This is a genomic window from Methylomonas albis, from assembly GCF_014850955.1.
Lineage (GTDB): Bacteria > Pseudomonadota > Gammaproteobacteria > Methylococcales > Methylomonadaceae > Methylomonas > Methylomonas albis.
This window is the reverse complement of sequence record NZ_JACXSS010000001.1, coordinates 3,020,261-3,045,192: the sequence shown is the minus strand read 5'-3', so window position 1 is coordinate 3,045,192 and position 24,932 is coordinate 3,020,261. Positions and strand designations below refer to the sequence as shown.

Annotated in this window: 30 protein-coding genes and 1 tRNA gene; 23 read left to right on the top strand and 8 right to left on the bottom strand. The window is 50.9% G+C overall.

Features of this window, described 5'->3' with window-relative positions:
- Nucleotides 1-12 precede the first annotated feature (12 nt).
- Nucleotides 13-558, top strand: coding sequence for a chemotaxis protein CheW (locus EBA_RS14075; RefSeq protein WP_192375295.1), 546 nt, complete (start codon nucleotides 13-15; stop codon nucleotides 556-558).
- A gap of 15 nt (nucleotides 559-573) precedes the next feature.
- Here EBA_RS14075 and EBA_RS14070 read toward each other — a convergent pair whose 3' ends face one another.
- The 5 genes from EBA_RS14070 to rpiA all read right to left on the bottom strand — a co-directional run bounded on the left by EBA_RS14070 (nucleotide 574) and on the right by rpiA (nucleotide 6,004).
- Complete coding sequence (locus EBA_RS14070) at nucleotides 574-963, bottom strand: bacteriohemerythrin (RefSeq protein WP_192375294.1); 390 nt, start codon at nucleotides 961-963, stop codon at nucleotides 574-576.
- Between the two features lie 23 nt (nucleotides 964-986).
- Entirely contained in the window at nucleotides 987-1,163 is a 177-nt protein-coding gene (locus tag EBA_RS14065; RefSeq protein WP_192375293.1) for a hypothetical protein, read from the bottom strand.
- 267 nt (nucleotides 1,164-1,430) lie between these two features.
- Nucleotides 1,431-3,308 carry a methyl-accepting chemotaxis protein gene (locus EBA_RS14060; RefSeq protein ID WP_192375292.1) on the bottom strand — a complete coding sequence of 626 codons (1,878 nt, stop codon included), beginning with the start codon at nucleotides 3,306-3,308 and terminating at the stop codon, nucleotides 1,431-1,433.
- A 134-nt stretch (nucleotides 3,309-3,442) separates the two neighbouring features.
- On the bottom strand, nucleotides 3,443-5,116 hold the full coding sequence (locus EBA_RS14055) for a formate--tetrahydrofolate ligase (RefSeq protein ID WP_192375291.1): 1,674 nt from the start codon (nucleotides 5,114-5,116) through the stop codon (nucleotides 3,443-3,445).
- Nucleotides 5,117-5,326: 210 nt separating this feature from the next.
- On the bottom strand, nucleotides 5,327-6,004 hold the full coding sequence (rpiA, locus tag EBA_RS14050; RefSeq protein WP_192375290.1) for a ribose-5-phosphate isomerase RpiA: 678 nt from the start codon (nucleotides 6,002-6,004) through the stop codon (nucleotides 5,327-5,329).
- Nucleotides 6,005-6,194: 190 nt separating this feature from the next.
- Here rpiA and ilvA point away from each other — a divergent pair, with 190 nt between their 5' ends.
- On the top strand, nucleotides 6,195-7,718 hold the full coding sequence (ilvA, locus tag EBA_RS14045) for a threonine ammonia-lyase, biosynthetic (protein WP_223146683.1): 1,524 nt from the start codon (nucleotides 6,195-6,197) through the stop codon (nucleotides 7,716-7,718).
- A 105-nt stretch (nucleotides 7,719-7,823) separates the two neighbouring features.
- On the opposite strand, the gene EBA_RS14040 is transcribed toward ilvA, so the two are convergent.
- Nucleotides 7,824-8,708, bottom strand: coding sequence for a fructosamine kinase family protein (locus EBA_RS14040; protein ID WP_192375289.1), 885 nt, complete (start codon nucleotides 8,706-8,708; stop codon nucleotides 7,824-7,826).
- A 14-nt stretch (nucleotides 8,709-8,722) separates the two neighbouring features.
- Complete coding sequence (locus EBA_RS14035) at nucleotides 8,723-10,384, bottom strand: glutamine--tRNA ligase/YqeY domain fusion protein (RefSeq protein ID WP_192375288.1); 1,662 nt, start codon at nucleotides 10,382-10,384, stop codon at nucleotides 8,723-8,725.
- Between the two features lie 242 nt (nucleotides 10,385-10,626).
- On the opposite strand from EBA_RS14035, the gene rpoH reads away from it, so the two are divergent.
- The 5 genes from rpoH to EBA_RS14010 all read left to right on the top strand — a co-directional run bounded on the left by rpoH (nucleotide 10,627) and on the right by EBA_RS14010 (nucleotide 14,755).
- Complete coding sequence (rpoH, locus tag EBA_RS14030; protein ID WP_192375287.1) at nucleotides 10,627-11,481, top strand: RNA polymerase sigma factor RpoH; 855 nt, start codon at nucleotides 10,627-10,629, stop codon at nucleotides 11,479-11,481.
- Nucleotides 11,482-11,529: 48 nt separating this feature from the next.
- A tRNA-Leu gene (locus EBA_RS14025) sits at nucleotides 11,530-11,614 on the top strand.
- Between the two features lie 176 nt (nucleotides 11,615-11,790).
- A complete protein-coding gene (locus tag EBA_RS14020; protein ID WP_192375286.1) occupies nucleotides 11,791-13,044 on the top strand; it encodes a tyrosine-type recombinase/integrase in 1,254 nt (417 codons plus the stop codon).
- Nucleotides 13,045-13,057: 13 nt separating this feature from the next.
- The gene (locus EBA_RS14015; protein WP_225616284.1) at nucleotides 13,058-13,315 is read left to right on the top strand and encodes a hypothetical protein; all 258 of its coding nucleotides are present in this window, start codon (nucleotides 13,058-13,060) and stop codon (nucleotides 13,313-13,315) included.
- A 270-nt stretch (nucleotides 13,316-13,585) separates the two neighbouring features.
- Nucleotides 13,586-14,755: a hypothetical protein gene (locus tag EBA_RS14010; protein ID WP_192375285.1), complete on the top strand. Its 1,170-nt coding sequence runs from the start codon at nucleotides 13,586-13,588 to the stop codon at nucleotides 14,753-14,755.
- A 129-nt stretch (nucleotides 14,756-14,884) separates the two neighbouring features.
- Here EBA_RS14010 and EBA_RS14005 read toward each other — a convergent pair whose 3' ends face one another.
- A complete protein-coding gene (locus EBA_RS14005; protein ID WP_192375284.1) occupies nucleotides 14,885-15,136 on the bottom strand; it encodes an ogr/Delta-like zinc finger family protein in 252 nt (83 codons plus the stop codon).
- Between the two features lie 60 nt (nucleotides 15,137-15,196).
- Between EBA_RS14005 and EBA_RS14000 the strand changes: the two genes are divergently transcribed.
- From EBA_RS14000 to EBA_RS13925, 16 genes are all read left to right on the top strand, one after another.
- Entirely contained in the window at nucleotides 15,197-16,339 is a 1,143-nt protein-coding gene (locus EBA_RS14000; RefSeq protein ID WP_192375283.1) for a helix-turn-helix domain-containing protein, read from the top strand.
- Complete coding sequence (locus EBA_RS13995; protein ID WP_192375282.1) at nucleotides 16,339-16,890, top strand: DNA-binding protein; 552 nt, start codon at nucleotides 16,339-16,341, stop codon at nucleotides 16,888-16,890. Before EBA_RS14000 ends, EBA_RS13995 begins: the two co-directional genes overlap by 1 nt.
- A 126-nt stretch (nucleotides 16,891-17,016) precedes the next feature.
- Nucleotides 17,017-17,643, top strand: coding sequence for a hypothetical protein (locus EBA_RS13990; protein WP_192375281.1), 627 nt, complete (start codon nucleotides 17,017-17,019; stop codon nucleotides 17,641-17,643).
- A gap of 96 nt (nucleotides 17,644-17,739) precedes the next feature.
- A complete protein-coding gene (locus EBA_RS13985; RefSeq protein ID WP_192375280.1) occupies nucleotides 17,740-17,967 on the top strand; it encodes a helix-turn-helix transcriptional regulator in 228 nt (75 codons plus the stop codon).
- 38 nt (nucleotides 17,968-18,005) lie between these two features.
- Nucleotides 18,006-18,269, top strand: coding sequence for a hypothetical protein (locus EBA_RS13980; RefSeq protein WP_192375279.1), 264 nt, complete (start codon nucleotides 18,006-18,008; stop codon nucleotides 18,267-18,269).
- Nucleotides 18,266-18,748 (top strand): hypothetical protein, encoded by a 483-nt coding sequence (locus tag EBA_RS13975; RefSeq protein WP_192375278.1) that lies wholly within the window; start codon nucleotides 18,266-18,268, stop codon nucleotides 18,746-18,748. Before EBA_RS13980 ends, EBA_RS13975 begins: the two co-directional genes overlap by 4 nt.
- The gene (locus tag EBA_RS13970; protein ID WP_192375277.1) at nucleotides 18,745-19,095 is read left to right on the top strand and encodes a hypothetical protein; all 351 of its coding nucleotides are present in this window, start codon (nucleotides 18,745-18,747) and stop codon (nucleotides 19,093-19,095) included. Before EBA_RS13975 ends, EBA_RS13970 begins: the two co-directional genes overlap by 4 nt.
- A gap of 96 nt (nucleotides 19,096-19,191) precedes the next feature.
- Nucleotides 19,192-20,058 carry a toprim domain-containing protein gene (locus tag EBA_RS13965; protein WP_192375276.1) on the top strand — a complete coding sequence of 289 codons (867 nt, stop codon included), beginning with the start codon at nucleotides 19,192-19,194 and terminating at the stop codon, nucleotides 20,056-20,058.
- On the top strand, nucleotides 20,058-21,569 hold the full coding sequence (locus tag EBA_RS13960) for a DUF5906 domain-containing protein (RefSeq protein WP_192375275.1): 1,512 nt from the start codon (nucleotides 20,058-20,060) through the stop codon (nucleotides 21,567-21,569). The genes EBA_RS13965 and EBA_RS13960 overlap by 1 nt, the downstream gene beginning before the upstream one ends.
- Complete coding sequence (locus EBA_RS13955; protein ID WP_192375274.1) at nucleotides 21,566-21,922, top strand: hypothetical protein; 357 nt, start codon at nucleotides 21,566-21,568, stop codon at nucleotides 21,920-21,922. Before EBA_RS13960 ends, EBA_RS13955 begins: the two co-directional genes overlap by 4 nt.
- A 69-nt stretch (nucleotides 21,923-21,991) precedes the next feature.
- The gene (locus tag EBA_RS13950; RefSeq protein WP_192375273.1) at nucleotides 21,992-22,297 is read left to right on the top strand and encodes a hypothetical protein; all 306 of its coding nucleotides are present in this window, start codon (nucleotides 21,992-21,994) and stop codon (nucleotides 22,295-22,297) included.
- A gap of 23 nt (nucleotides 22,298-22,320) precedes the next feature.
- Nucleotides 22,321-22,893, top strand: a complete 573-nt coding sequence (locus tag EBA_RS13945; protein ID WP_192375272.1) for a tail assembly protein — start codon at nucleotides 22,321-22,323, stop codon at nucleotides 22,891-22,893.
- 89 nt (nucleotides 22,894-22,982) lie between these two features.
- On the top strand, nucleotides 22,983-23,357 hold the full coding sequence (locus EBA_RS13940) for a hypothetical protein (protein WP_192375271.1): 375 nt from the start codon (nucleotides 22,983-22,985) through the stop codon (nucleotides 23,355-23,357).
- A gap of 70 nt (nucleotides 23,358-23,427) precedes the next feature.
- Nucleotides 23,428-23,697 carry a hypothetical protein gene (locus tag EBA_RS13935; RefSeq protein WP_192375270.1) on the top strand — a complete coding sequence of 90 codons (270 nt, stop codon included), beginning with the start codon at nucleotides 23,428-23,430 and terminating at the stop codon, nucleotides 23,695-23,697.
- Nucleotides 23,698-23,758: 61 nt separating this feature from the next.
- Nucleotides 23,759-24,388 carry a hypothetical protein gene (locus EBA_RS13930; RefSeq protein ID WP_192375269.1) on the top strand — a complete coding sequence of 210 codons (630 nt, stop codon included), beginning with the start codon at nucleotides 23,759-23,761 and terminating at the stop codon, nucleotides 24,386-24,388.
- Between the two features lie 69 nt (nucleotides 24,389-24,457).
- Complete coding sequence (locus EBA_RS13925) at nucleotides 24,458-24,928, top strand: phage integrase (protein ID WP_192375268.1); 471 nt, start codon at nucleotides 24,458-24,460, stop codon at nucleotides 24,926-24,928.
- Nucleotides 24,929-24,932: the final 4 nt, after the last annotated feature.

Below are 24,932 nucleotides of genomic sequence, written 5' to 3'. Positions count from 1 at the left end.
GGAGAGCAGACCATGAGTAATCTGATTCGACGAGAAGCTAGCCGGACAGTCGCGGTTCAAGAGCCGGTGGGGCAGTACCTGACATTTTTAGTGGGGACAGAGAGCTTTGCAGTGAGTATTTTGGATATTAAGGAGATTATTGAGATTGCCAGCGTCACACGAGTGCCGTTGACGCCCGATTACATTTACGGGGTAATTAATTTACGGGGTAGCGTGGTGCCGGTAATCGATTTATCGGCTCGTCTTAGCCGGAAGCGATCAGAAGTGAACAAACGCAGTTGCATCGTGCTGGTGGCCGTTGAAGTGGGTGATAGCGTGCAGCTGGTTGGAATGTTGGTGGACGAAGTCCGGGAAATTTTGGAAATTCCGCCCGCCAACATTCAGCCGGCACCGGATTTCGGCACTGATATTCGTACCGATTTTATTCAAGCCATGGCGCGTGTCGATGACGTATTTATTATACTTCTGGCGATTAGCCGGGTGCTGTCGCTGGACGAATTATCCCTACTAAGCGATTTGGCGCAATCTCAAGAGCATCTCATCGCAAATGCGGACTAGGCTTTGATCTGGGAGTTATGCTGGAAGATTTTTTAAGTATTCTCCCAGCAGCTTGTCTTCTTCAAGGATATGTACTAACACCCATTGGCGGACAAATATTTTTATGTCGGCAGGTCGCCATTGTCTTTGGTAAATGGTTTGGGAAATGTCGTTCAATCTATCAAGCATTTGGTTATGCGTTGCGACATGTTGTGCATAACCCGGATAGCCATGGTGTTTCATTAAATGTTCTTCGGCTTCGAAGTGCTCACGGATGTGCTGATAAAACAGTGCAAATAAATGCGTCAACGTTTCGCTAGACTCTGCTTCAACAATTTTATTCGCCAGATCGAACAATTGCCTATGCTGCGCATCCACCGTAGCGTGACCTATTTTGTAGTCATCTTGCCAGATAAACTCGCTCATTTTCAGGCCTCGTTATTAGTAAATTAAACAGTTAGTGAATTGTCCGATTTCTGATCTTGTTGGATTTTGAAATAAGCATTGATAGCGGCGTCCTCCTCCACTATATGAAAAATCCAGTCTCGCATGAAGCCAATCACATCTAATTCCTGGCGTTTTTGCCGATTGATATTTTGACTAAACTCGACCAGTTTCTCCAGCATCAAATTATGCGTTTGCTCATCGTTTTGCTATTCCTGATAGCCATGTTATTTCATAAAAGCTTCGTCAGCTTGAAAGTGCTCCCTCACATATTGATAAAGCAGCATGATGTTTTCGGCTAGCGCTTGAGTGTCTTTCGAGGCTACCAGTTGGTTCGCTAGCTGGAATTATTGTCCGTGTTGTTGGTTAACTTCTTCATTACCCAGCAGACATTGATTTTGCCAAACGAACTCGTTCATGTTTTTTATTCTTGTAATATCTTTTCGCTGTTATTGCATTTTGAAAAAGCCAACTTCCCGCATAAGCGTTTTGCTTTGATCGTTTAGTTCTTCAGCAGTGGCGGCCAGTTGCTCTGAAGCTGCCGCATTATGCTGAATAGCCGTATCCAATTGTCCTACCGCTTGGCTGATTTGGCGGACGCCGGCCGCCTGTTCGTCAGAGGCCGTGGCTATCTCCTGTACCAGCGTAGCGGTTTTTTGAATACTGGGTAGCATTTGGCTGAAGATACGACCGGCATTTTGGGCGATGTCCAGGCCGGTATTCGCTAGTTCGCCGATTTCGTTGGCGGTATCCTGGCTACGGGTTGCCAGCTTCCTAACCTCTGTTGCCACGACCGAGAAACCGGCGCCGTGTTCGCCCGCCTTGGCGGCGACAATGGAAGCGTTTAATGACAGCAAGTTGGTTTGGTAGGCAATGGCCTCGATTAAGCCGATTTTTTCGGCGATTTTGTTCATCGCCTCCACGGTGTCTCTGATTGCCTGTTCACCGCTTTGGGCTGATTCGGCGGCGGTAAGCGCTATTTTTTCCGTGGTTTGCGCATTCTCATGGTTGTGTTCCACCGACCCGGTCAACTGCTCCAGCGCGGCGCTGGTTTGTTCGATACTGGCCGCTTGTTCGCAACTGCTTTGACTGAGTGTTTGCGCGGCGTTATTTACTTCATTAGAGGCTTGAGCGATTTGCTCCGAACAACTGCCGATAGTGCCAATTACATCGGCCAGGCGTTTTTGCATGGTTAGCATTGCGGCAAAAATGCCGACATGTTGCTCCGCTTGCGGCATGCCCCGCCGTTCCAGCTTGCCTGCAGCGATATTGACCGCCAAATTATTGACCTGCAACGGTTCGCCACCCAACTGATTGGCTATATCCTTGCGCAGTATCCAAAACAGCGAAAAAGACAAACCCGCGACCACAACGATAAACACACCGTTGAACAACAAGCGGCGGCTGGCGCTGTTTTCGATGGCCTTGGACGAGTCTATGGTGTCCTTGGCGATATAGTTTTCCACATCTTTCAACAGATTGATCTTGCCGGTTTGCATCGCAAACCAGTGGGCCGGATCCACCCCAAAGCCGCCTTTATCGGCATGGCTCAGCGCTATGCTGCGCATGGCGGCGGTTTCGTCTATGAATTGTCCGCGCAGTGTGTGTTGTAAAAAATCCAGGTACGGTTGTGGGGCGACCGAGGCGAAAATATCCAGATAAGTATTCTGAAAAGCAATCAAGGTCACCAGTTTTTCATACATGCCTGGCCCAAATGCGTCTTTGGCAAAGGTGTTGGCCAAGACTGCCCGCTCCACGCCCGCTTGTTCCTTGCCCTTCAGAAAATTGGCGTAGGCATCCAGCTTATGATTGATTTGCACATTGGTGCTCAACTGCGGCAGTTGGGCGATGATGGCTAGATAGGCGGCATTCAGGTTGGAATAATAATTGATGGTGGCTTCGCCACTGGCGCGTAACGCGGTGACTGCCTGACGAGTCTCGTCGAGTTGGTCGATTTGCCGGTCTACTGCCGACAAGCCCGCCGTCAGGTTGGTGGCGGCGGCTTTGGTATCGAATGTTTTGAGAAAAGCATTCAGTTGTTTCAGTTTTTCGTTGGTGGCTAAGCGTTGTTGTTCCAGTTCCGCTTTGAATTTCTGGCCACCGCTGCCCAAATGCCCGACCGACAACCCGCGTTCTTTTTGTAATTCATGTACCAGATCGCTGGCGTACACGGAAAAGTCGGCTAAAGAGATAATCTTTGCCGCTGACTGCATCTCTACAATATGGGTGTAGACCACGAAGGAGGCCATTAGCAGTAAACCCGCTAAAGGGATTAGCGATAGAGCGGCTATTTTGTGACTGAATTTAACGGTGTGCAGGTCAAGCATGTCCACTCCCGGCGACTATTTATATGCTCAAGCATAGTCCAGGGTGCTTATACCTGCTACGTGCAAGGTTGACGGAAACGGGTCGATTGCGTTGGAAAAAACTCGAACAATCGACCCAATTCGCCTATCGATATTTAGAACAAACCGCTGATCACGCCGTCGTCGCTAATATCGATGCGTTCCGCGGCCGGTACTTTCGGTAAGCCCGGCATGGTCATCATGTCACCGGCAATAGCCACGATGAAGCCGGCGCCGTTAGCCAGGCGTACTTCATTGATTTCCACGATATGGTCAGACGGCGCGCCCTTAGCGTTTGGATTGGTAGAAAATGACATTTGGGTTTTGGCCATACAGATCGGGAAATGACCGTAGTGGGCTTGTAGCGCCTTTATTTCGGCAAGGATTTTGGGGCTGGCGCTGATTTTTGCTGCGCCGTACAGTTTGGTGGCAATGGCTTCGATTTTATTCCACAGTGGCAGCTCGTTGTCATAAACATAGCTAAAGCCGGGTTCGCGATTGTCGACGATGTGCAGTATTTCCTGCGCTAGCTGTTCCGCGCCGGCACCGCCGTGCGCCCAGTGCTTGGCGACCACGCATTTCACGCCCAGCGATTCGCATTTGTTCTGCAGTAAGGCGATTTCGGCGTCGGTGTCGAAGGTAAAATGGTTGATGCTGACCACGCAGGGCAAGCCGTAGTGCTGAGTGATGTTATGCAGATGGCGCTCCAGATTGGCAAAACCTTTTTCCAGCGCTGCCAGGTTTTCCTGGTTCAAGTCGTCTTTAGCAACGCCACCGTGGAACTTCAACGCGCGTACCGTGGCGACTAGTACCACTGCCGACGGTTTTAAACCGGACATGCGGCATTTGATGTCCAGAAATTTCTCCGCGCCCAAGTCGGCACCAAAGCCGGCTTCGGTTACCGCATAATCGGCCAGTTTCAAAGCGGTTTTGGTGGCAGTGACGGTATTGCAGCCGTGGGCGATGTTGGCAAACGGGCCGCCATGGATGATCGCCAGATTGTTTTCCAGCGTTTGCACCAGGTTAGGTTTGATAGCGTCTTTTAAGATCGCCGCCATGGCGCCGTGGGCTTTCAAGTCGCTGGCGTAAACCGGCGTGATTTTATCGGATTTGTAGCCTATGACAATCCGGCCCAAGCGCTCTTTTAAGTCGGCGCGGCTGGTAGCCAGACACAAGATTGCCATGACTTCCGACGCCACCACGATGTCGAAGCCGTCTTCGCGCAAATAGCCGTTGGCCGGCCCACCCTGGCCGATGGTGATTTTGCGTAGCGCCCGGTCGTTCATGTCGATCACGCGCTTCCATTGGATGCGGCGCGGGTCTATGTCCAATTTGTTGCCGTGATTGATGTGGTTGTCGATCAGTGCGGACAATAAATTGTGGGCCACGCCGACAGCATGAAAGTCGCCGGTAAAATGCAGATTGATGTCTTCCATAGGTACCACTTGCGCATAGCCGCCGCCGGCCGCGCCGCCTTTTACACCGAAGCAGGGGCCGAGCGACGGTTCGCGTAGGCAGATAATGGTTTTCTTGCCCAAGCGGCTTAAGGCGTCGCCCAAACCTACCGTGGTGGTGGTTTTGCCTTCGCCGGCCGGCGTGGGGCTAATTGCCGTGACTAAAATCAGTTTGCCATCGGTTTTATCGGTCAGGCTGTTGACATATTCCAGGGAAATCTTGGCTTTGTAATGACCGTAAGGGTCCAAATGCTCGGCGGGAATACCGAATTTTTCGCCGGCCAAATCAATAATCGGGCGCATGCTTGCCTGTTGGGCAATTTCAATGTCAGACATGGTGGTTCCTAAAATACTCTGAGAAATGTGGCAATAAAGCAGAGCAGCCGGCGGCTGCGATGGGCGGATATTGTAGAGTTCTAAGGCTTGAGCAGCCAGAAATTTAATGGAGAAAAGCCGGCAATGCTGAACGGGTACGGGGCACTGCCGCCTTTTCGGCGACTAAGACGGTCGCGGTGGACAGTCTGTCGCAATGTCGAGTAACGCGGTTCAGTAAGTAATAACTTCGCTGCCTTTACCTACCAACACCACATCTGCCGCACGGATGGCAAACAAGCCGTTGGTAATCACGCCGGGGATATTGTTGATGGTTCTTTCCAGTTCGACGGGGTCCAGAATGCTTAAATTATGCACATCCAGAATCTCACAGGCGTTATCAGTAATATAGCTGGCGCCGGTGTCCTTGTTCATGCGCAATTCCGGTTGGCCGCCCAATTTTGCCAATTGACGGGCCACGAAGCTGCGCGACAAGGGCAACACTTCAACCGGTAGCGGAAATTTGCCCATCACGTCCACGCATTTACTTTCGTCGACGATGCAGACAAATTTCTTGCTGGCGCCGGCGATGATTTTCTCGCGGGTCAGTGCGCCACCGCCGCCTTTCAGCATTTTTTTATGTGGGGTGACTTCATCCGCGCCGTCCACGTAAATATCCAGATCGCCGGATTGGTTCAGGTCGATAACGCGAATGCCGATGGATTGCAAATGCTCGGTGGTTTTAGCCGAGCTGGATACCGCGCCTTCGATGTCTCTTTTGAAGTCGCAGTCGGCCAACAGATTGATTAAATGCGTAACGGTGGAGCCGGTTCCCATGCCGATGATAGGCACGTTTTTCAAATATTGCAGGGCAGCCTGAGCGACTTGTTTTTTTAATTCGTCTTGAGTCATGGTGATGGTCCTGATGGATTGCTCTTATAAATCTGACACGGCGTTTAACCCGTCATTGTATGGGATAATAACCGATTAAGGCTGATTTCTCAGCAGTTTTTACCACGATACGGCTGCAGGCGGCAGCGCCTGCACGGCCCAAAGACCAACGCATGGACGGTAATTGCGCCAGCATTTGCCGAGGACGATAATGCAAAAATACATAGAAAAGATATTGCGGGCGAAAGTCTACGACGTTGCCGAGGAAACCCCATTGGATTTTGCTTCGACACTGTCGGAAAAAATCAATAACAAGGTCTATCTGAAGCGTGAAGATTTACAGCCGGTGTTCTCTTTTAAATTGCGCGGCGCCTATAACAAGATCGCTTCGCTGACACCCGAACAAACCGCCCACGGCATTATTGCCGCTTCGGCCGGCAATCATGCGCAAGGTGTGGCTTTGGCGGCTAAAAAACTGGGCATCAAAGCCCTGATTGTGATGCCGAAAACCACCCCGGAAATCAAGATCAAGTCGGTGAAGGCGCGCGGTGCGAAAATCGTACTGCATGGCGATTCTTACGACGATGCTTACGCCCATGCCATGGAATTGGTCGCGGAAAAAGGCATGACCTTTATCCATCCCTACGACGACCCGGAAGTGATAGCCGGGCAGGGTACGGTGGGAATGGAAATTCTGCGGCAGCACAACGGTGATATTCACGCGATATTCGTGCCGGTCGGCGGCGGCGGGTTAGTGTCCGGCATCGCCGCCTATGTCAAATTCGTGCGTCCGGACATCAAAGTCATTGCGGTGGAACCCGACGACGCCGATTGTTTAAATCAAGCTTTAAAAGCCGGCCAGCGGGTGATATTGGAGCAAGTCGGTTTGTTTGCCGACGGCGTGGCCGTCAAGCAAATTGGTGAGGAACCGTTTCGCATCGCCCGTGAGTACGTCGATCAGGTGATCACCGTCAGTACCGACGAGATTTGCGCGGCGATTAAAGATATTTTCGACGATACCCGCTCGGTCGCCGAACCGGCTGGCGCCTTGGCGGTGGCGGGTTTGAAAAAATATGCCGAACAACAACATGTGCAGCAGCACACGCTCATCGCCATCGACAGCGGCGCCAATATCAATTTTGATCGCTTGCGCTACGTTGCCGAGCGCACCCTGGTAGGCGAGCATCGGGAGATTCTGCTGGCGGTCGAAATACCGGAGGTGCCGGGCAGCTTTTTAAGATTTTGCAAAATGATAGGCAAACGCAGTATTACGGAATTCAATTACCGCTACTTCGACGCGCACATGGCCCAAGTGTTTGTTGGTATTAGTAGCAGCGGCGCGGAAAACGACCGGCAGCATCTTATCGAGCAACTGGTTGAAGACGGTTTTCCGGTTACCGATATGACCGGCAACGAACTGGCCAAGGATCATATCCGCTATATGGTCGGCGGTCATGCGCCGTGCGAATTAAAGGAAAGTGTTTATAGCATCCAGTTTCCCGAGCGCCCTGGTGCGTTACTGAAATTTTTGCTGTCGCTGGGTAGTCAGTGGAATATCAGTTTGTTTCATTACCGCAATCACGGCGCCGCGTTTGGCAAGGTATTGATAGGCTTGCAGATCGATGGCGAGCAACGCCGGCGTTTCGAACAATGCCTGTCAACTTTGGGGCTGGCGTATCGGGATGAGACCGGCAATCCAGCCTATCGCCTATTTGTGGGCGGTAGCGAGGGCTGATGAGCCGCTGTGACTTTGCTTATGACAATCAGATTTGAGGATCGGCTTGATTCGCGTTTCCTTGCCGATGTCCTTGGCTACTACCCCTTGCGGATATAAACTCAATTAGTTTAATTTGGCAAGCAATTGGCTGATCATACTGTTGGCTTGGTTTAAGTAGCCACGGCCGAACAGGTTTAGATGGTTAAGGATGTGGTAAAGGTTGTAAAGGGTTTTGCGGGTTTTGTATCCACTGTCCAGCGGATATTCGGCTTGGTAAGCCGCATAAAAATCGCGGCTGAAACCGCCGAACAGCTCGGTCATGGCCAGATCCGCTTCGCGGTCGCCGTAATAGCAAGCCGGGTCGAAGATTATCGGTTGCCCTTGGCTATCGGCGGCGGCATTGCCGCCCCATAAGTCGCCGTGCAGTAAGGACGGGTGGGGGCGGTAATCGCTAAAAAAAGCGCCAATGTTTTCCAGCAGTTTTTCGCCTTGCGTTTGCAGTGAGCCGCCATAGCCGTTGGCCGCAGCAAACTGCAATTGTTTGCCCAAGCGTTGTTGCCGCCAAAAACTGATCCAGTCGTTGTGTCTGGCGTTGTGTTGTGGGGTGGAGCCGATGGTGTTGTCGATGGGCCAGCCGAAATACGCTTGTGGTCGCTGGTGTAGCAAGGCGAGTTGTTGGCCGAATAGGCTGGCGCTACGCCCATGTAAGGAGCCCAATTCTATGAATTCCAACACCAGATAAGCGTGTTGTTGAAAGTCGCCAAAGCAAATCACCTGCGGGACACGCACTGTACCCATGCCGGCCAACTCGCGTAAACCGGCCGCTTCGGCGGCGAACATGGCCGCCAAGTCGGCGCGGTTTAATTTGATAAACCAATCGATGTTGGCAGCTTGCAGTCGGTAAGCGCTATTGATGTCGCCACCGCCGACACTGCTCAGGCGGTGGTTATTCAGAGATTGGCCGGTTTGGGTTTCGAGATGACTAACTAATTGTTGCAATGCGGCCATGATGATGTAAGCGCTTATTTCGCCCAGCTGTCGCGCAATGTCACGGTGCGGTTAAACACCAATTTTTCCGGCGTGCTGTCGGCATAGTCCAGGCAAAAATAGCCGGTGCGCTCGAACTGGTAACGAGTATCTGAAGAAGCATTAGCCAAGCTGGCTTCTACCCGGCAATCGCTTAACACGTCCAGCGAGTTGGGATTGATGCCGTCCAGGAAGTTGTCCAGTGTGTCCGGATTGGGGTGGCTGAACAATCGGTCGTATAAACGCAACTCGGCGGGCAGGGCGTGTTGCTCTGATACCCAATGAATTACGCCTTTGACTTTGCGGCCTTCCGGGTTTTTGCCCAAGGTGGCCGGATCGTAACTGCAATGCAGTTCTACGACATTGCCGGCAGCGTCTTTAATCGCTTCCTCGCATTTGATCACATAGGAACCGCGCAGTCTGACTTCGCCGCCCGATACCAAACGCTTGAAGTCTTTTGGCGGGGTTTCCATGAAGTCGTCTTGTTCGATCAGAATGGTTTTGGAAAAATTCACTTCGCGGCTACCCATTTCCGGTTTTTGCGGATGGTTGGCGATTTGATACGTTTCGGTTTTGCCGTCTTCCCAATTGGTGATGACTACTTTCAGCGGCTTTAATACCGCCATCGCCCGAGGTGCGCGCTCGTTCAAGTCTTCACGAATGCAGTTTTCCAGTACGCCCATTTCGATCCATGAATCGTTTTTGGTGACGCCAATCCGCTCGCAGAAATCCCGAATCGCTTCCGGGGTAAAACCGGCGCGGCGTAAGCCGGAAATGGTCGGCATGCGCGGATCGTCCCAGCCATTGACATGTTTTTCCGTCACCAATTGCAACAATTTACGCTTGCTGACGATGGTGTATTCCAATTGCAGGCGGGCGAATTCGATTTGCTGCGGATGGCAAGGGGTTTGCAATTTGTCCAATACCCAGTCGTAAAGCGGTCGGTGATCTTCAAATTCCAAGGTGCAGATGGAGTGAGTGATGCCTTCCAAAGCATCGGAAATGCAATGGGTGTAGTCGTACATCGGATACAAACACCAAGCATCGCCAGTGCGCTGATGATGAATCCGGCGGAGACGGTAAATGGTTGGATCGCGCATATTAATGTTAGGCGAGGACATATCGATTTTGGCGCGTAACACATATTGGCCGTCGGCGAACTCGCCGGCACGCATTCGCGTGAACAAGTCCAGGTTGTCTTCAATGGAACGGCTGCGGTCCGCACTTTCCTTGCCGGGTTCGGTCAAGGTGCCGCGGTCGGCGCGCATTTGTTCCGGGGTGGAACTGTCGACATAGGCATCGCCTTGCTTAATCAACTGCACCGCGTAATCGAAAAGTTGTTCGAAATAATCGGAAGCGTGATATTTGCCGGCCCATTTGAAACCCAGCCATTGCACATCGCGCTCGATGGCTTCCATGTATTCGACGCTTTCTTTTTCCGGATTGGTGTCGTCGAAGCGCAAGTTGCAGCTACCATTGTTTTCGGCCGCAAGGGTGAAGTTCAGGCAAATAGATTTGGCGTGGCCGATATGTAGATAGCCGTTAGGTTCGGGAGGAAAGCGGGTGGCGACTTTGCCGTCGTTTTTATTGGCGGCCAGGTCGGCGGCGATGATGTGTCTAATGAAGTTGGATGAAACTGGGCTATCGGTAGCTGACATGTTCGAGTAAATGGCTATGGTTGTGATGAGGTGGGTGGGCTGCTATTGAGTCAGTCTCCATTTTAACGAGTTTGGCCGGAATTCGTAAAGGCGGCATCGTTAGCTGGTTTTGCATTAAAATCAAGGTTAAATACATTGTAACTTTTTGTATTACAAGATTTTTACTAAATTATTAGCACTCTTGTTTGTCGAGTGCTAGAATTTGACCATCGTTAATTTATTCCACCGGAAACGAGGGTGATATGAACAACAGCTTGGCTTTACCGATCAATTTATCGGTTGGGACGTTTGATTCTTATTTAAGCCTGGTAGCTCAAATGCCTAAGCTCAGTGTAGAGCAGGAGCAGGATTTAGCTTTGCGTTACCGCGATGAAGGCGACTTAAACGCCGCACGCGAGCTGGTTATGTCCAATTTGCGTTTCGTGGCACATGTGGCCAGAGGTTATGCAGGTTATGGTTTGCCGTTGGCGGACATCGTGCAGGAAGGCAATATTGGCTTGATGAAAGCGGTAAAACGCTTCGACCCCGACATGGGGGTGCGGCTGGTGTCGTTTGCCGTACATTGGATTAAAGCCGAAATCCACGAATTCGTGATCAAAAACTGGCGCATCGTTAAAGTCGCAACGACTAAATCACAGCGCAAACTGTTTTTTAATCTGCGTAAATTCAAAAAGGACTTGAGTTATCTATCGCAAGACGATGCGGAAGCGATTGCGGAAAATCTGGATGTGGATGTCAAAACTGTTTACGAAATGGAACGGCGTCTGGATGGTCGTGATATAGGGTTGGAGCCCAGTGGCGACGACAGCGAAGACCACGCGCAAGCGCCGATCGCTTATCTGGAACAGCATGGCGCAGATCCGGCTTTATTGCTGGAAAATAGCGACTGGGAAGACCGTAAGGAAGAATTGCTGATGGATGCCATGGCCAGCTTGGACGACAGAAGCCGGGATATTCTGGCTAGCCGTTGGTTGGTGGAAGAAAAAGCCACGTTGCACGAATTGGCTGATCGTTATCAGGTTTCGGCCGAGCGTATTAGGCAGTTGGAACAAAACGCCATGAAAAAGCTGAAAGCAGCCGTGACTTTGGCGGCGTAAAAAATAGTTTGGCATTTCTGAAAAAGTCAGTATAATGACGCTTTCTTTGCCGGGGTGGTGAAACTGGTAGACGCGCCGGATTCAAAATCCGGTTCCGAAAGGAGTGTCGGTTCGATTCCGACCCTCGGTACCACCTACTCATTCAGAGTAGTCCAAAGAAATTCAAAAACCCGCGAGCCGCAAGGCTTAGCGGGTTTTTTATTGTTCAAAGAAGTTCAACGAAATGCAGGGACATACACCCAAATTTGTGTCCTTCATTGTGTCCTTTCCTATAATGCCCGTTACCGAGGACACAATTGAGGACACACTATGGCTCTTCATCTCAATAAAGACACGGTTTACAGAGCGGCAAAGCCTAGCGAAAAGGAATACTTCATCAACGATGGGGGAGGGCTTTATCTTGTCGTCGGTAAAAACGGCACCAAAATCTGGAAGTTCATCTTCACCTTCGAAGGAAAGCGGAAAAAACTCTCTTTTGGCATATATCCCGACGCCACACTAGAAAACGCCAGGCGCAAAGCTGAAGAGGCCAGAAACAACATCGCCGACGGCATCGATCCGAGCGAAACCCGAAAGCAAGCCAAAGCGGAAATAGCTCAAGTTGTCGAGAACCAAAACCGAATAGACTCCGGCCTACCCATCGCCAATAGCTTCGAAGATATAACCCGGCAATGGCTGGAATCGTCGGCACACACCGTGCGCGACGTAACCAATCACAAGAAAGTTCGCCGCTTCGAACTCTACGTGTTTCCGGAGATCGGCCAAAAACCAATCGACGAAGTGAAATCGCCTGACATCTTTGCAGTCATCAGGCCTCTAATCATTAAGAAGCAACTGGAAACCGCGCACCGAGTCCGAGCCGACATCAGTGCCGCCTTTGCCTACGCGATTGCTCACGGCTTTACCGACTACGATCCAGCTCAAGCGGTCGGCGCCCAAATACCGGCGCAAAAGGTCAAACACAACGCCGCTATTACCGAACCCAAGGAAGTTGGCCAACTTCTTCGAGATATAGCCCACTACCAAGGCACATTTGTAGTGCAATGCGCGTTAAGGCTATCGCCTTACCTCTTTCAACGGCCGGGAGAAATTCGGCAAATGGAATGGAAAGACGTCGACATGGCAGCCAAAGAATGGCGTTACTTGGTCACAAAAACCGAAACGCAACATATTGTCCCCCTGTCACGTCAAGCGGTTGAGGTTTTGGATTCAATCAAACCGTTAACCGGTGTCGGCCGATACGTGTTTCCGTCAAGCCGCGGCGACGGTAGGCCCATGTCCGACGGAACCATTCGTACCGCCTTGAAAACCCTGGGATATGAAAGCGACGAAATGAGCGCTCACGGCTTTAGAACGACGGCGTCGACCTTGCTCAACGAACAAGGCTGGTCGCCCGATGCAATCGAACGCCAGCTATGCCATATGCCAAAAGACCAGGTCAGAGCAGCCTATAACCGGGCGCAGTATCTGGACGAGCGCCGGCGGATGATGCAGGCTTGGGCGGATTATCTCGATGCACTACGAAACGGGGCTACGGTTATCCAGTTTCCGCATCATGCTTAGGTATTGATATGCCATGGCCAGTGATAGTCGTTTGTTTATATGGCGGGCGCAGGCCAGAACCATACTCGACGAAGTTTTAGGCGTTCGAACGGACTTTATCGAACACCTGCTCGCCCACGCGGTCCGCGATCCCAACGGCCGTGCGTACAATAGAACCGCGCATTTGCCGGAACGGCACAAGATGATGCAGCAATGGGCGGATTATTTGGATGCCGCAAAATCGGCGATAACGTCAACCCGCTTTCTATGTAAAGCACTACGATTGATCTAGTCGTGTACGTGACGGCCAGATCAAGCATGCAGACAAAGTTAGCGCCCCTGGTTTTTTGATAGAGATATGCCGATATATCGAACGAAAAGAGTAAAAACGACCCGCTGCGGTCAATCGCTCGGAGTGATTCAATGGCGACAATCAGTCCATTAACGGCCATTAATGTGTTGTGGAAACCAAAACATAACATTAATATTTTATTCAGACGCAAATTTTTAAATATATATGGTTGACCATATAATTATTTATTAGCTTACAAGCAAGGAAAAAATGAAGCCTTCAACATTAAATACTTTGTTAGTGGCAAAATCAATTTATGGTGAAACCAAATATTTAGTTAATTCAGGTGATAAACACATGTGCACGGCAGGCATAATTCTTTTACAGGATTTTGTCGAACTTGTTGTTTTGGCTGTTCTAGATGAACTAGACGTGGATGAACAAAGGGCTTTGGAGTCCAAGTCTTTTGACGAGCTTCTCGGAGAGCTCAAAAAAAGAAATGTTCCAGTGATAAAATCTGGATCGATTAAAGCATTAAACAAACAAAGAGTAATTTCTAAGCATTATGGGCAACTGGCCGAGCCCGCATCAGTAGTAAATTATTTTAGTATTGCGATTAAATTTACTGACACATTATTTGAAGCTATTATTGGCGCAAAGTTAAACGAAATATTTCTTACAGATATTCTAAAAGATGGAGAGCCTAAAGAGCTAGTAAAAGAATCTATAGCTCTATCAGAGCAAGAAAAATATTTGCCCGCTCTCATAGGACTTCGAAAAGCATTTTTTATTGCCTATGAATTTGAGTATTGCATCTATCGATTCAGAGAACGTGATCAGAATGAAGATGTATCTTTCGGTCTGCTTTATTGGGCTTCAGGTGGAATGAAAACTTACTACTGGACAAGAAATAAGCAGTGGATAAGTAAAAATGTCACAAAGCCAGTTGACTATGTACAAATCAATCACGACCAATTAAAAACAGATTGCATGGAGCTTGGTGTTAGTACAGTAGACATTGAAAATTTTCGAAGGCTGACACCCAACGCTGTAAGAACCGAAAAAGATGCATGGCATTTTGAATATTCACCTACTTTTGTTGCAAATGAATTAAATCGGGAAAACTTTAACTATTGTTTAGATATTATTATTGATTTCTTACTTAAAAAACAAGAATTTGACTCAAGCAGAAGATTTCCCAAAAGAGAAAAATCTATACCCGCGCCTCCAATATATATTGGAAAACCTTTATTCCGAAAGCCTTCGCAATATTCAGAACAAATAGGTGTTGTCGAAGATAATTATTACTATGACGTAGACAACATAGTTTCAGGATTTGATTCATCTGAGAAATATTTATACGTCCATTTATTTCCTCAGGAAGAAAAGTCTTTCTTAGACGGTCATATATGGGGTTACCTACTCGTTGAAGAAGGATAAGAAGTCAGACAAATACGCGCCTTCTGCATCGTAAGGCCTATAGAACATCGTTTATTGAGGCGTAAAACGGCTGATTTCGAAATGTCAACTGTCTTAAGCTCAAATTTTCGAATGACACAAAAGTTGCCGTTAACCGAATTCCTTCAACAACGCCACCCTATCAGCCTTCGATAACTTCCCAATCAAACTGGCGGCGAGCTCAAGGGTGTTGGTGACCGGTGGGTTGATCCAGCGTTGGAAGCCCAGTTGCATGACGAAGCGGGCGGCGCAGGCGGGGTTGGAGCAGTTGCAGTAAAGGTCGGCAATGGTTTTTTCGTCGTTCAGGTTGTTGCGCGAGGCGATGTGGGCTTTGTGTTGGCAGTGCGGGCAGTTTATTTGCATATTTTTAGTACGGTGCTTAGTTAACTTGACAAAACTTGACGCGCCCATATACTTTCGCGCATGCAAAAATCCTTGAATCTAGCCAATGCGGAACGCGCGATGCAGAATGCCGGTTTAACCCAAGCCGCTGTCGCCGCCGAATTGGACGTGTCCCGAGAAGCCGTATCGCAATGGCTTAGCCACAAATCCTTTCCGCGCCCAAACAAACTACTCCAGCTCGGCAAACTGCTCAATCTCGCCTTAAACGAGTTGGTGTTCATCGAAGAACCCAACGCGCCAAAAGTAGCCTTTCGCAAAATGAAAGGCACCAAAACCAAGGATCACCACATCGAAAAAGCACAGGAAATCGGGCGCTTTTTACGCCAATTGGCGCCGCTGTTGCCGTTTGACACCCTGGAAATGCCGCCAGTACTGAAAAATCCACTTGTCGATTATGACTACTTGCAAAAAGCCGCGGCCAAAGTTCGGGAAGACATCAACCTGGCACCAACCGATACCGTCGACTTCAAGCACCTGATTCGCCGCTTTCGCGATCTACAGGCCGTTGTCGTGCCGGTCATGTGGGGCAGCAAACAGCGGCACGAAAACGCCCTGCATATTTACTTGCCGGATTCGCAAAGCACCTGGGTTTATCTAAATCTCGATACCAACGTCCACGATTTCAAATTCTGGATGGCACACGAACTCGGCCACTGCCTGTCGCCCAATCTGGAAGGCGATGCCGCGGAGGATTTTGCCGACGCCTTTGCCGGCGCCTTGTTATTCCCGCATGCACTGGCAGAACAAGCGTACACTGACATCAAGCGCCACCGCGCTCCTGGCGCCCGTGCCAACCGCGTATTGGACTTGGCACGGGATCAAATAATCTCGCCTTACACCATTCTGGCACAGGCCAACCAATACGCCGAGCAGATCGGCAAACCTAAGATTGAACTTGGCCAGGCATTTAATGGCGCTGTAACCAATTTCAACAAAGGTTACTACAACGTAAGTGAAAGCCTGTTGGCAAGCGCCGGTCGTGACGAAAACGGTAAACCCAGTGCCAAAGATTATCTTGCCACCCTGGAACACGTCTTCGACACGCCATTTTTCGATCTGCTACGCCGCTACCTAAAGCAACAAGATAAGAGCCCTGGATACGTTCAAACGGTATTGGATATGACATTGCTCGATGCACGGAGTCTCCACGCCGAGTTGACCTGATGGCTCAGTCGAAAATACTTGTCGACACCAACGCTTATCTCAGGCTGGCACAAACCATCCGCCCGCTACTGTTCGTGCCTTTTGGCGAAAAGCAATTTTGCCTTTACATCCTGCCGGAACTCAATAAAGAGCTGGAAAACCCAAGGCTACAACACACCTTTTATTGGGTGAACGAAGCCGAATTCGCCGACAATCGCAAATATTTTCCAACGCTTGGAAGAAAGCAACAGCAAGCTATTCAACGGACATTCGAATATGTTTGGGATTACGTGCAAACCGACTTGCAAGGCCCGTCTCGCGTTGATGCGTTGTATATCGCTTACGCGCTGGAATTAAAAGTGCCGGTTGTAACCGACGATCAAGATATGACCACCTTAGCCAAGGTATTCGAGGTCAACGTCATGCCCACCTTGGAACTGTTGAAAATCATGCTCGACTGCGGCCACATCGACCTAAAATCCATCAAAGGTCTTTGCGAATATTGGCGGCAATTCGGCGACCGGCCGGCTAATATGGATGCTGATTTCACGCGGTTGTTTCTGGATCAATAATTGGCGGCTTTCGGAGCGTCATCGTTATAATCGAATCAACCGGATAGCCCGACGGGGCGAAAAGCGGGTTTCGTCAGCTCGTTTCCGGTTTTCCTTTCTGACGGCTTACACTTTGACGGAGTGAAAATGGTCTTGGTTTATTTTCAAGGGCATGGAGATTGGTTTATTCAAACTGACCAAGGCCTAAGGGCTGCGACATACGTTTCAAAAGCACTAGACGCTGACCCCGGTATTCTTATCGAATATCGATATTGTCCTGATATTAAGGGAACGTTCAAACTTACCGATGAAGATGAAAAAAACCTCGCTATAACTCAAAACTTTGAAATTACAAAAAAATCTATAAAAAAGTTACTCCCGTGCTATCACGAATTAAGCGCATTCGAAAAACTATCTAAAGAAGCCAAAATTCCAATAGACCAAATTGACAATTACGTATTTCTTATTCAAAGGGAAAAGAGGCTGCGAAAAGAATTTGTTCCATTAGATTTTGACTTAAAGATTATTGAATCAACATCTACAAGCAAAATCGATCCGAGACTGGAGAATTCTTATCTTTTAACCATCGGCGCGTTGTTGGAGTTTATATCCGGGAAAAGTCCTGGTATAGCCAAGCATCAGGGTTTTGAAAGTGAGGCAAAACTGATCGAATACCTAGACCACAAGTATGGAGATTACGAGGGAGTATCAAAAAGAACATTGCAAAGCAGATTTGCAGAAGCAAAACGTCGCTTGAAAGATGTTGGGAACTAGCACCGCAACAGTTTTAAACCACCGCAATTGCGGTGACTAAAAAATTTCTCTCGATCATCATGCACTCCAAATTCAACTGCATCAGAGGAGTGCAAAATGTCAACAGCCAACAAACTTCCGGAAACCGGTTTTCTTAGAATTACCCAAATAGTCGGTAGTAAGGCCAAAAATATTCCGCCGCTTATCCCTGTCGGTCGAACCACCTTCTTGAATCGCGTAAAACAGGGACTTTGGCCCAAGCCAGTAAAACTTGGACCAAACACCGTGGCTTGGCGTGTCGAGGATATTCGAGCGCTGATTAAAGAAATTGGCGGTGCCGCATGATCCGGTTGACAGCGCCAAATCGTAAAGCTATGCTGGTCATGCTTTCGAAAAAAACGGAAGTCGGGCGTGGAACCCCGTTAGTTAGCAAAGGCGTCAAGACGCCGATTCAAGGCGTTTTTTATTGCCTCAAGAAAATGGTCGCGCCCGCGGTGCGCCCAATTATTTTGGTGGCGCGTAGCGGGCAGCCGAAAGGCCGGCCTGACCCTTTGCCAGGTAGTTCCAACCCGTTACGCGTCGCCGCCCAAAGCGTGGAACCTTTGTGCGGCGGTTATCAACCTTCAGCAAAGGAACAACCGCTATGAGCACCCCAGCTACGGGCAAAATCCGCCCAATCATCAGCTACAGCGATGAATCCGTAAAACTCAACGCCGCCCTGTCCGGAATTAACGACATTTTCCACAGACTGGTCGAGCATTCCGCTACGGATCATTCGGCGCCTCACAATCTATTCGTCTGCTTGGAAAGCCTGGCAGGGGATTTAATTAACGTCTGCAATACGATCGACAACAGCGCCGGAAATCCAGCCGCGTCTACCCGATTTATCGGAAAGCCGCGTCGGATTAAATCCTATGGCCACGCCGCCGTACAACTCAGCAAAACCATATCCTCCCTCAACGGCATCTTCCACCTGCTGATCGAAAACTCCTTCAAGGGTATTCCGGCAAAATTCGATCTGATCGTTTGCCTGAAAACCGAAGCCGAACAATTAGCCGAAGTCTGCCAATACATGCAGGAAACCAGCGACGTTAGTTCTTATGGCATGGCAGGAGGTGCAATGTGAGCGCGCAACCCGTCAAAAAATCCGTTGTTATGTCATCGCCATTGGCCAGCATCAAACCGGCCGGCACCGTTGCCATGGCGCCCGACTCCGCCGAACGGCTCAGCTATTGGTGCGACCAGGCTGAAGACTTCCTGACCGAGTTGAGCAAATTGCGTTGCCTGTCCGGCCTGCTGAACGGCCAAAACGAGCACAACAACATTACGCTGTCGGAGCTGTGCTATCTGATTGACCCCAGTGTGGAGCGCTTGAAAGACATCTGCGACGAACTGAGCGACCTGTTTTATCAAAAGCAGGTGGCTTTCGTGCAAGCGGCCGACGAACGCGGCAACCACACAGACGCGGCATAAGCCGACCGGCAACTTTTAGCTGCCGGTTTTGCGCCGGCCGTGGCCGTTCTCCGCCCGGAGACCGCCCGCGGCCGCGCACCGGCAAGGAAGCAGACAATGACAAACGATGTCCAAACAATCATCGACCAATTCCGGGCCGACATGGCAGCCGCTGGAATGGCCGTCAACGAACCGATCATCGCCGACGGCGTGTTGCACCGCGTCTACGTGGCAGGCGACCGGAGCGGCACCCAGAACGGCGCCTATATCCTACATTTGGACGGCCATTCGGCCGGCTATTTCGAGCACTTTCCGAAAGGCTTGAAAACAACCTGGCGCTTTGGCGACGCATGCGCCAAGCCGTTGTCGTTGGTGATGCGTCGGCAAATCGAAGCCGAGCGCAAGCGCCGCCAACGCGAGCGCTGGCAACGCCAACAGGAAACCGCCGAGAAAGCGCGTTGGATCTGGCAGAACGCCAAGCCGGTATTCGAGACCCGGCAACACCCTTACTTGAAACGCAAATCGGTCAAGCCCTACGGCATCCGCACCGGCCGCGGCACGCTGATCGTGCCGTTTTACGACGACACTCGCCAGCTGGTGAATTTACAGTTCATCGAAGGCAACGGCCAAAAGCGTTTTATGGCTGGTGGCCGCAAGAAAGGTTGCTTTTCGCCGATCGGCGAACCGGCCGGCGCCGAGCGCTTGTTAATCTGCGAAGGCTGGGCCACTGGCGCCAGTCTGCACGAAGCCTTGGGCGTGGCCGTGTTGGTCGCGGCCGATGCCGGCAATCTGGAACCCGTCGCACTGGTGGCCAGGCGCTTGTATCCGTCGGCCGAGATCGTCATTGCCGGCGATAACGACGCCAGCGGTGTCGGCCAGATAGCAGCGAAAAAGGCGGCGTTGGCGGTCAAGGGCAAATACCTGATCCCGGCGCAAACCGACACCGACTGGAACGACGTTATCGCGGCTGGAGGCTCGGTCTGATGGATGCCGCCAACGACTTGAGGCAAGACTTGTTCGAAAACCTGGCCGAACAGGGTGCACTGTCGGCTGTCGAGCCACCTGCGCCGTACAAAAGTACGGTGCAGGTGCCGAAAACGCCAACGAATGGGGCTAAAACGGCGCCCAATTTGTCAGCGGCGGTCGACCCCTTCGAAGAAGACCAGGATATGCTCACCGCGCTACCGGACGGCACGCAATTGAACCCGGACGACATCGCGATCCTGAAACGGATGAACCTCGACTATTGCCATACCTTGGTCGGCGGCAAAAACTTGGTGATCGGCCAACGCTATTGCCAGGTGCAAGGCAACGTGCTGACTTTCGAGGCGCCGGCGGAATTCAAGAAAAAGTTCATGCATGCGCCGTTGATAGGCATGAGCGATGGCCACGGCCGCGGCAAACGCAAAAATCCGGGCCAAGCGTGGATGGAATGGCCAGGCAAGAATATCAAGCTTGGCGGTACCGGCTTTTTCCCAGATCCGAAAAAATGCCCAGCCGACGCACTGAACTTTTACCGCGGCTTGCAGGTGAAACCCAAGGCTGGCGACGTTAAACCCTATCTGGACCATTTGCGCTACGTGATTTGCGCCGGCCACGAGCCGTCGTTTCATTATCTGGTGGGTTGGATGGCGCACTTGTTTCAAAAGCCGGACATCAAGCCCAGCGTGGCCGTGGTCCTTAAATCTGTCGAAGGCACCGGCAAGGGCACCATGGCTGAACCCTTGCTGCGGATCTTGGGTTCGCACGGCAACAAGACCAATGGCGCTTATGCCATCGCCGGCCGCTTCAACGGCTTGGTGGCTAATCGGCTGATGATCTTTGCCGACGAGGTGGATTTGACCGACAAGCACGTCGCCGACCGGCTGAAAGGCATCATTTCCGAAACTACGGTCAACCTGGAGCGCAAAGGCTTGGAGATCGAGCCGCTGCCGAATTATTGCCGGCTGATCTTCGCCAGCAATCATTCCAGAGTATTGAGTGCCGGCATCCGCGAACGCCGCTATCTGGTGTTGGAGCCGTCAGACGGCTTTGCTCAGGATCCCGGTTACTTCCGCCGATTGTGGCATTGGATCAACCACGACGGCCCGGCCAAACTGCTGAACTATCTGCTGATCGTCAACATTGCCTACTTCGATCCGTACCGCTGCCCACAAACCGCCGCGCTGATCGCCGAGAAGCTGGGCAACCTGAGCGGCGTGAACCAGTTTTTCTATCACCAGATCGCCAAGGCGGAACCGTTCGGTGGCCGGCCCAGGATTCGGGCGACCGAACTGGTCGACGAGTATGTGGCATGGAGCTCCGAGGAGGGCGAGAAAGTCTCCAAGGCGGCAGCCGCCAATTTAACCGGGCGGATGATGGCCAAGCTGGGTATTCAGGTACACGGCCGTTCCGATCGCGGCGGCGGCAAGTATTACGATCTGCCGGAACGGTCTGAATTGGTACAGCGGTTTGCTTTATTGCTGGATATTCCGGTCGAGGAGCTGGACTCGTGAAATTCTGCAAACCGGCGTTTTTGCTGTACCAACTGTACCACCAAGAAAAACACGCTGTATTTCAGTATGTTAAGTGGTATAGCAATTATTTATCTATCTATACCATATCGATACCAACTAAACCGAAATCAACGGGAAAAAAGCTGGGCATCCGACATGGTGTAGTAACTGTACCGCCTATTTTGGCAACTGTACCCCACCTGAAAGCCACGCCAGACGTGGGCTTGAGGGGTGGTGGTACAGTTGGGACGGCAAAAATCGCATTTTTTCTTTTTATTTATTTCGGCGGCATTTTCCGCCGTTCCTTCCCGTTTTTTGCGACCGCGCACCGCGCCGAGGAGGTGACGCACTGATCGACTAAGCAATCCCGTTGGACTGGCCAGGGCTTGAGGAGGAAACCAACCACTGACGAGGATTTGAACATGACTGCATTTAACCCTTTGGCGGAACTTCGCCGGCAAGGCTTCGACGCCGATTTACACCAAGGCCTGGTGCGGGTTTGGCCGCGGCACAAGGTCAGAAAAGCGCTGGCCATGTTCGTTACTGCCAACTTGCCGGCGATTACCCAAGCGCTGGCGGCCGAAGACAACATGAAGAGCGTGAACAACGTGTTGTTGTGGGATTTACCGGTACCGGTCAACGCTGGTAACAGCGAGCCGCCAGCCGGCGCAATTCCCGAACATCTGAACGGCCAACGGTTTGCCGGCGTACCGGCGCCAACTGCTTAAAACCATTAATCACGGAGATTCTTATGAAAACAATCAGATTATTAGGCGACCTGGAAAAATACAAACCGGTCTGGACGCTGGACGTACAAACACCGGCCGAGGCATTGCGCGCAATTTCGGTGCAGCGCGATGGCTTTTTAGCGGAATGTGATGCTGGGCATTATGTGGCGGTATTGGTGGATATAAACAACCAGGATAATTGCCGGCAGGTAACTGGGGAAAATGCGCTCGATCCGTGGGCGGATGAAGAGTTATGGATAGTGCCGTCGGCGGGCGGCGACGTTCCTGCGGTCATTATCGGTATTGCTACCGCGCTCGGTGCGTCGGCTGCTACTGCGATTGCTATTTCCGCGTTTGTCATGCAAATGGCATTGTCGCTGGCCTTGTCGGCAGTTGCCAGCCTAATCACCGGCAAAAAGAAAAACACCCCCGCAACCCAACAAGAGCGCCCGGAAAACAAACCATCCTTCATCGCCGACGGTGTTGTCAACCTCACCGCCGCCGGCCATCCGCACCCCATTCTATTCGGCGAGGTTCCTGATACGGGCTGCATGATTCTGTCGTCGGATTATTGGGTTGAGGATATTCCAGTTTAATTTTGAAACACGTCAGACAAGGCTTGAGGAGAGACCGCCGGCCGACACAAATGCCGACCAGCAATTTTTAACTGTTTTGGAGAAAGAAAATGGCAATTACACCATGGCCAGTTAATAGCCCTTTGACCCAACTAAGGGTGCAAGGGATAGACGTCACATTTAACCGCTGTCGATTGATGGTATTTCCTAGCCCTAAAGTTACAAATGCGATTCGGGATTTCATCACTGCTAATGCCGAATCTATCGCAAACGAGTTGTATACGGAAGCGTATTACAAAAAATCCAAAGATCCACTGGGTTATTTGGTGGCAGATACATATGACTCGAGAATATCGTTGGGTGTGTTGTTTTGGGGGTGGCATGTCGATCATGCAACGCGAATAGCGCTTGGTGGTTTACCAACCGATTTTAGAGACGCTGTTCCCAGTGAGTTTCTCGGCGTGCTTTTCAGTCCTGGCGCTTGATACCCAGGATTAAACATATCGCCGATCAAGATATTGTTCGGCGATTCTCAAGCTAAATAAAGGAAACACCATGAACCATTTAAACGACACACAAAAGCAATATCTCAGTGAGACCGTCCAAAAGCTATCCGGCGCCATGAAAAAGATCAAGTTCACTCAGAAAATGTCCAGCGAAGAGGCGGAGGCGATCCGCAAGGAACTCAACTCAGTGCAAGGTACGCTTGCTGTCTTCAGCGATATTAATCCGGATATTCAGCAGATCGAGCTGTTCAAAGAAACGGCGGACCTGTCGCAAGAGGCATTGCGCGTATTAACCGGCAGCCACGACCATTTGGTTTAACCCCGCCCGCTGCGCGGCCGATACCGCGCAGCAATTTATTCACTAAATTGGAGTACCCGACATGAACCCTATATCGAATGCCGAACAAGATTATCTGGCTAAGAAAACCGAACTGGAAGCCGCCCAGCAAAATGAGGCCGAAAAACGCGGGGATATTGTTAAGCTGGAACAGCGGCAGAATGATATTGAGTCGGAGCTGTCCGACTTGAACCAAAAGCTGAAACAGGCCGGCCAAGCAATGGCTAACGGCGATATGAGCAGCGACGACTACATTGCATTGAAGCGCTTGATTGCCGACAAGAATTTGGAGCGCGAAGCGATCGGCGAGGCGATCGTTTTACAGAACGGCGCCTTGCAAATGCTGGTCGACCATTCGCGGAATATTGGTCATCAGCGTTGGCGGCAATTGGCTATTGCTGCCGGCGAGATTAAACAGCGAGCCTTGGCATCTTGTGTCGAGGACAGAGAGCAACACTTGAAGGTGTTTGTCCTAGGGGTCGCGGCTCATTACTTGAATCATCATCCGTTCACTGGCCAAGAAAAAACCGAACAAGCCCAATTGGCCTATCAGATCATCGGTGAAGAGTTGTGCAAAGCAGTTTTTGCCGACGAATTTGAAGCTTTTCGGATCTTCGCCGAACCCTCGCTTGCCAAAAGCAGAATCGAGGAGATTATCAGCCAAGCGGCTTAACCTAATCGGCAAGCCGGATCGAGCCGGCTTGCCTTTTTATCGCCAGCCTACAACCATGAGGATGAAAGGATGGCCATTCATCAAGACGAAAATGGGATTTGGCATGTACAAGTCCAACGTAAAGGGATACCCCGTATTCGCCGGCGCGGCTTTCTATCCAAGGATGCCGCCATAGTGTTCGAGCGCAATTATTTGGAGAAGCACCGCGCCGCAGCCGGATCGTCGGGCGACGGCCGCTTGCTGTCCGAACTGATCGAACTATGGTTCGTCCGGCATGGCGCACAGTTAGTCGACGGCAAACGTCAGCGCCGCGAGCTATTGGCAATCGCTATCGATCTGAAAAACCCGGTAGCGAGCCAGTTATCGCGCGATCAGTTCTTGGCCTACCGTTACGCCAAAACCCGGCAGGCGAATCGCGCCGAGCTGCGCCAATTTAACCAGACTCACCATCACTTGATCGGCCTGTTCAACCGTCTGCGTAACCTGCGGGAGATCAATTACAACTCACCGATCTGCGATCTGGAGCTGATCGAGTTGTAAGCGC

Bases quoted from the DNA above. Each gene is read 5' to 3' on its own strand.
- EBA_RS14010 (WP_192375285.1), top strand. From the start codon at position 13,586: ATGAAGCCTTCAACATTAAATACTTTGTTAGTGGCAAAATCAATTTAT.
- EBA_RS13930 (WP_192375269.1), top strand. From the start codon at position 23,759: ATGAACCCTATATCGAATGCCGAACAAGATTATCTGGCTAAGAAAACC.
- EBA_RS13960 (WP_192375275.1), top strand. From the start codon at position 20,058: ATGGATGCCGCCAACGACTTGAGGCAAGACTTGTTCGAAAACCTGGCC.
- EBA_RS13990 (WP_192375281.1), top strand. From the start codon at position 17,017: ATGGTCTTGGTTTATTTTCAAGGGCATGGAGATTGGTTTATTCAAACT.
- EBA_RS14055 (WP_192375291.1), bottom strand. From the start codon at position 5,116: ATGTCTGACATTGAAATTGCCCAACAGGCAAGCATGCGCCCGATTATT.
- EBA_RS13975 (WP_192375278.1), top strand. From the start codon at position 18,266: ATGAGCACCCCAGCTACGGGCAAAATCCGCCCAATCATCAGCTACAGC.
- ilvA (WP_223146683.1), top strand. From the start codon at position 6,195: ATGCAAAAATACATAGAAAAGATATTGCGGGCGAAAGTCTACGACGTT.
- EBA_RS13925 (WP_192375268.1), top strand. From the start codon at position 24,458: ATGGCCATTCATCAAGACGAAAATGGGATTTGGCATGTACAAGTCCAA.
- EBA_RS14065 (WP_192375293.1), bottom strand. From the start codon at position 1,163: ATGCTGGAGAAACTGGTCGAGTTTAGTCAAAATATCAATCGGCAAAAA.
- EBA_RS14035 (WP_192375288.1), bottom strand. From the start codon at position 10,384: ATGTCAGCTACCGATAGCCCAGTTTCATCCAACTTCATTAGACACATC.
- EBA_RS14005 (WP_192375284.1), bottom strand. From the start codon at position 15,136: ATGCAAATAAACTGCCCGCACTGCCAACACAAAGCCCACATCGCCTCG.
- EBA_RS14070 (WP_192375294.1), bottom strand. From the start codon at position 963: ATGAGCGAGTTTATCTGGCAAGATGACTACAAAATAGGTCACGCTACG.
- EBA_RS14000 (WP_192375283.1), top strand. From the start codon at position 15,197: ATGCAAAAATCCTTGAATCTAGCCAATGCGGAACGCGCGATGCAGAAT.
- rpiA (WP_192375290.1), bottom strand. From the start codon at position 6,004: ATGACTCAAGACGAATTAAAAAAACAAGTCGCTCAGGCTGCCCTGCAA.
- EBA_RS14020 (WP_192375286.1), top strand. From the start codon at position 11,791: ATGGCTCTTCATCTCAATAAAGACACGGTTTACAGAGCGGCAAAGCCT.
- rpoH (WP_192375287.1), top strand. From the start codon at position 10,627: ATGAACAACAGCTTGGCTTTACCGATCAATTTATCGGTTGGGACGTTT.
- EBA_RS13965 (WP_192375276.1), top strand. From the start codon at position 19,192: ATGACAAACGATGTCCAAACAATCATCGACCAATTCCGGGCCGACATG.
- EBA_RS13985 (WP_192375280.1), top strand. From the start codon at position 17,740: ATGTCAACAGCCAACAAACTTCCGGAAACCGGTTTTCTTAGAATTACC.
- EBA_RS14075 (WP_192375295.1), top strand. From the start codon at position 13: ATGAGTAATCTGATTCGACGAGAAGCTAGCCGGACAGTCGCGGTTCAA.
- EBA_RS13980 (WP_192375279.1), top strand. From the start codon at position 18,006: ATGCTTTCGAAAAAAACGGAAGTCGGGCGTGGAACCCCGTTAGTTAGC.
- EBA_RS13940 (WP_192375271.1), top strand. From the start codon at position 22,983: ATGGCAATTACACCATGGCCAGTTAATAGCCCTTTGACCCAACTAAGG.
- EBA_RS13995 (WP_192375282.1), top strand. From the start codon at position 16,339: ATGGCTCAGTCGAAAATACTTGTCGACACCAACGCTTATCTCAGGCTG.
- EBA_RS14060 (WP_192375292.1), bottom strand. From the start codon at position 3,308: ATGCTTGACCTGCACACCGTTAAATTCAGTCACAAAATAGCCGCTCTA.
- EBA_RS13950 (WP_192375273.1), top strand. From the start codon at position 21,992: ATGACTGCATTTAACCCTTTGGCGGAACTTCGCCGGCAAGGCTTCGAC.
- EBA_RS14015 (WP_225616284.1), top strand. From the start codon at position 13,058: ATGGCCAGTGATAGTCGTTTGTTTATATGGCGGGCGCAGGCCAGAACC.
- EBA_RS13935 (WP_192375270.1), top strand. From the start codon at position 23,428: ATGAACCATTTAAACGACACACAAAAGCAATATCTCAGTGAGACCGTC.
- EBA_RS14040 (WP_192375289.1), bottom strand. From the start codon at position 8,708: ATGGCCGCATTGCAACAATTAGTTAGTCATCTCGAAACCCAAACCGGC.
- EBA_RS13945 (WP_192375272.1), top strand. From the start codon at position 22,321: ATGAAAACAATCAGATTATTAGGCGACCTGGAAAAATACAAACCGGTC.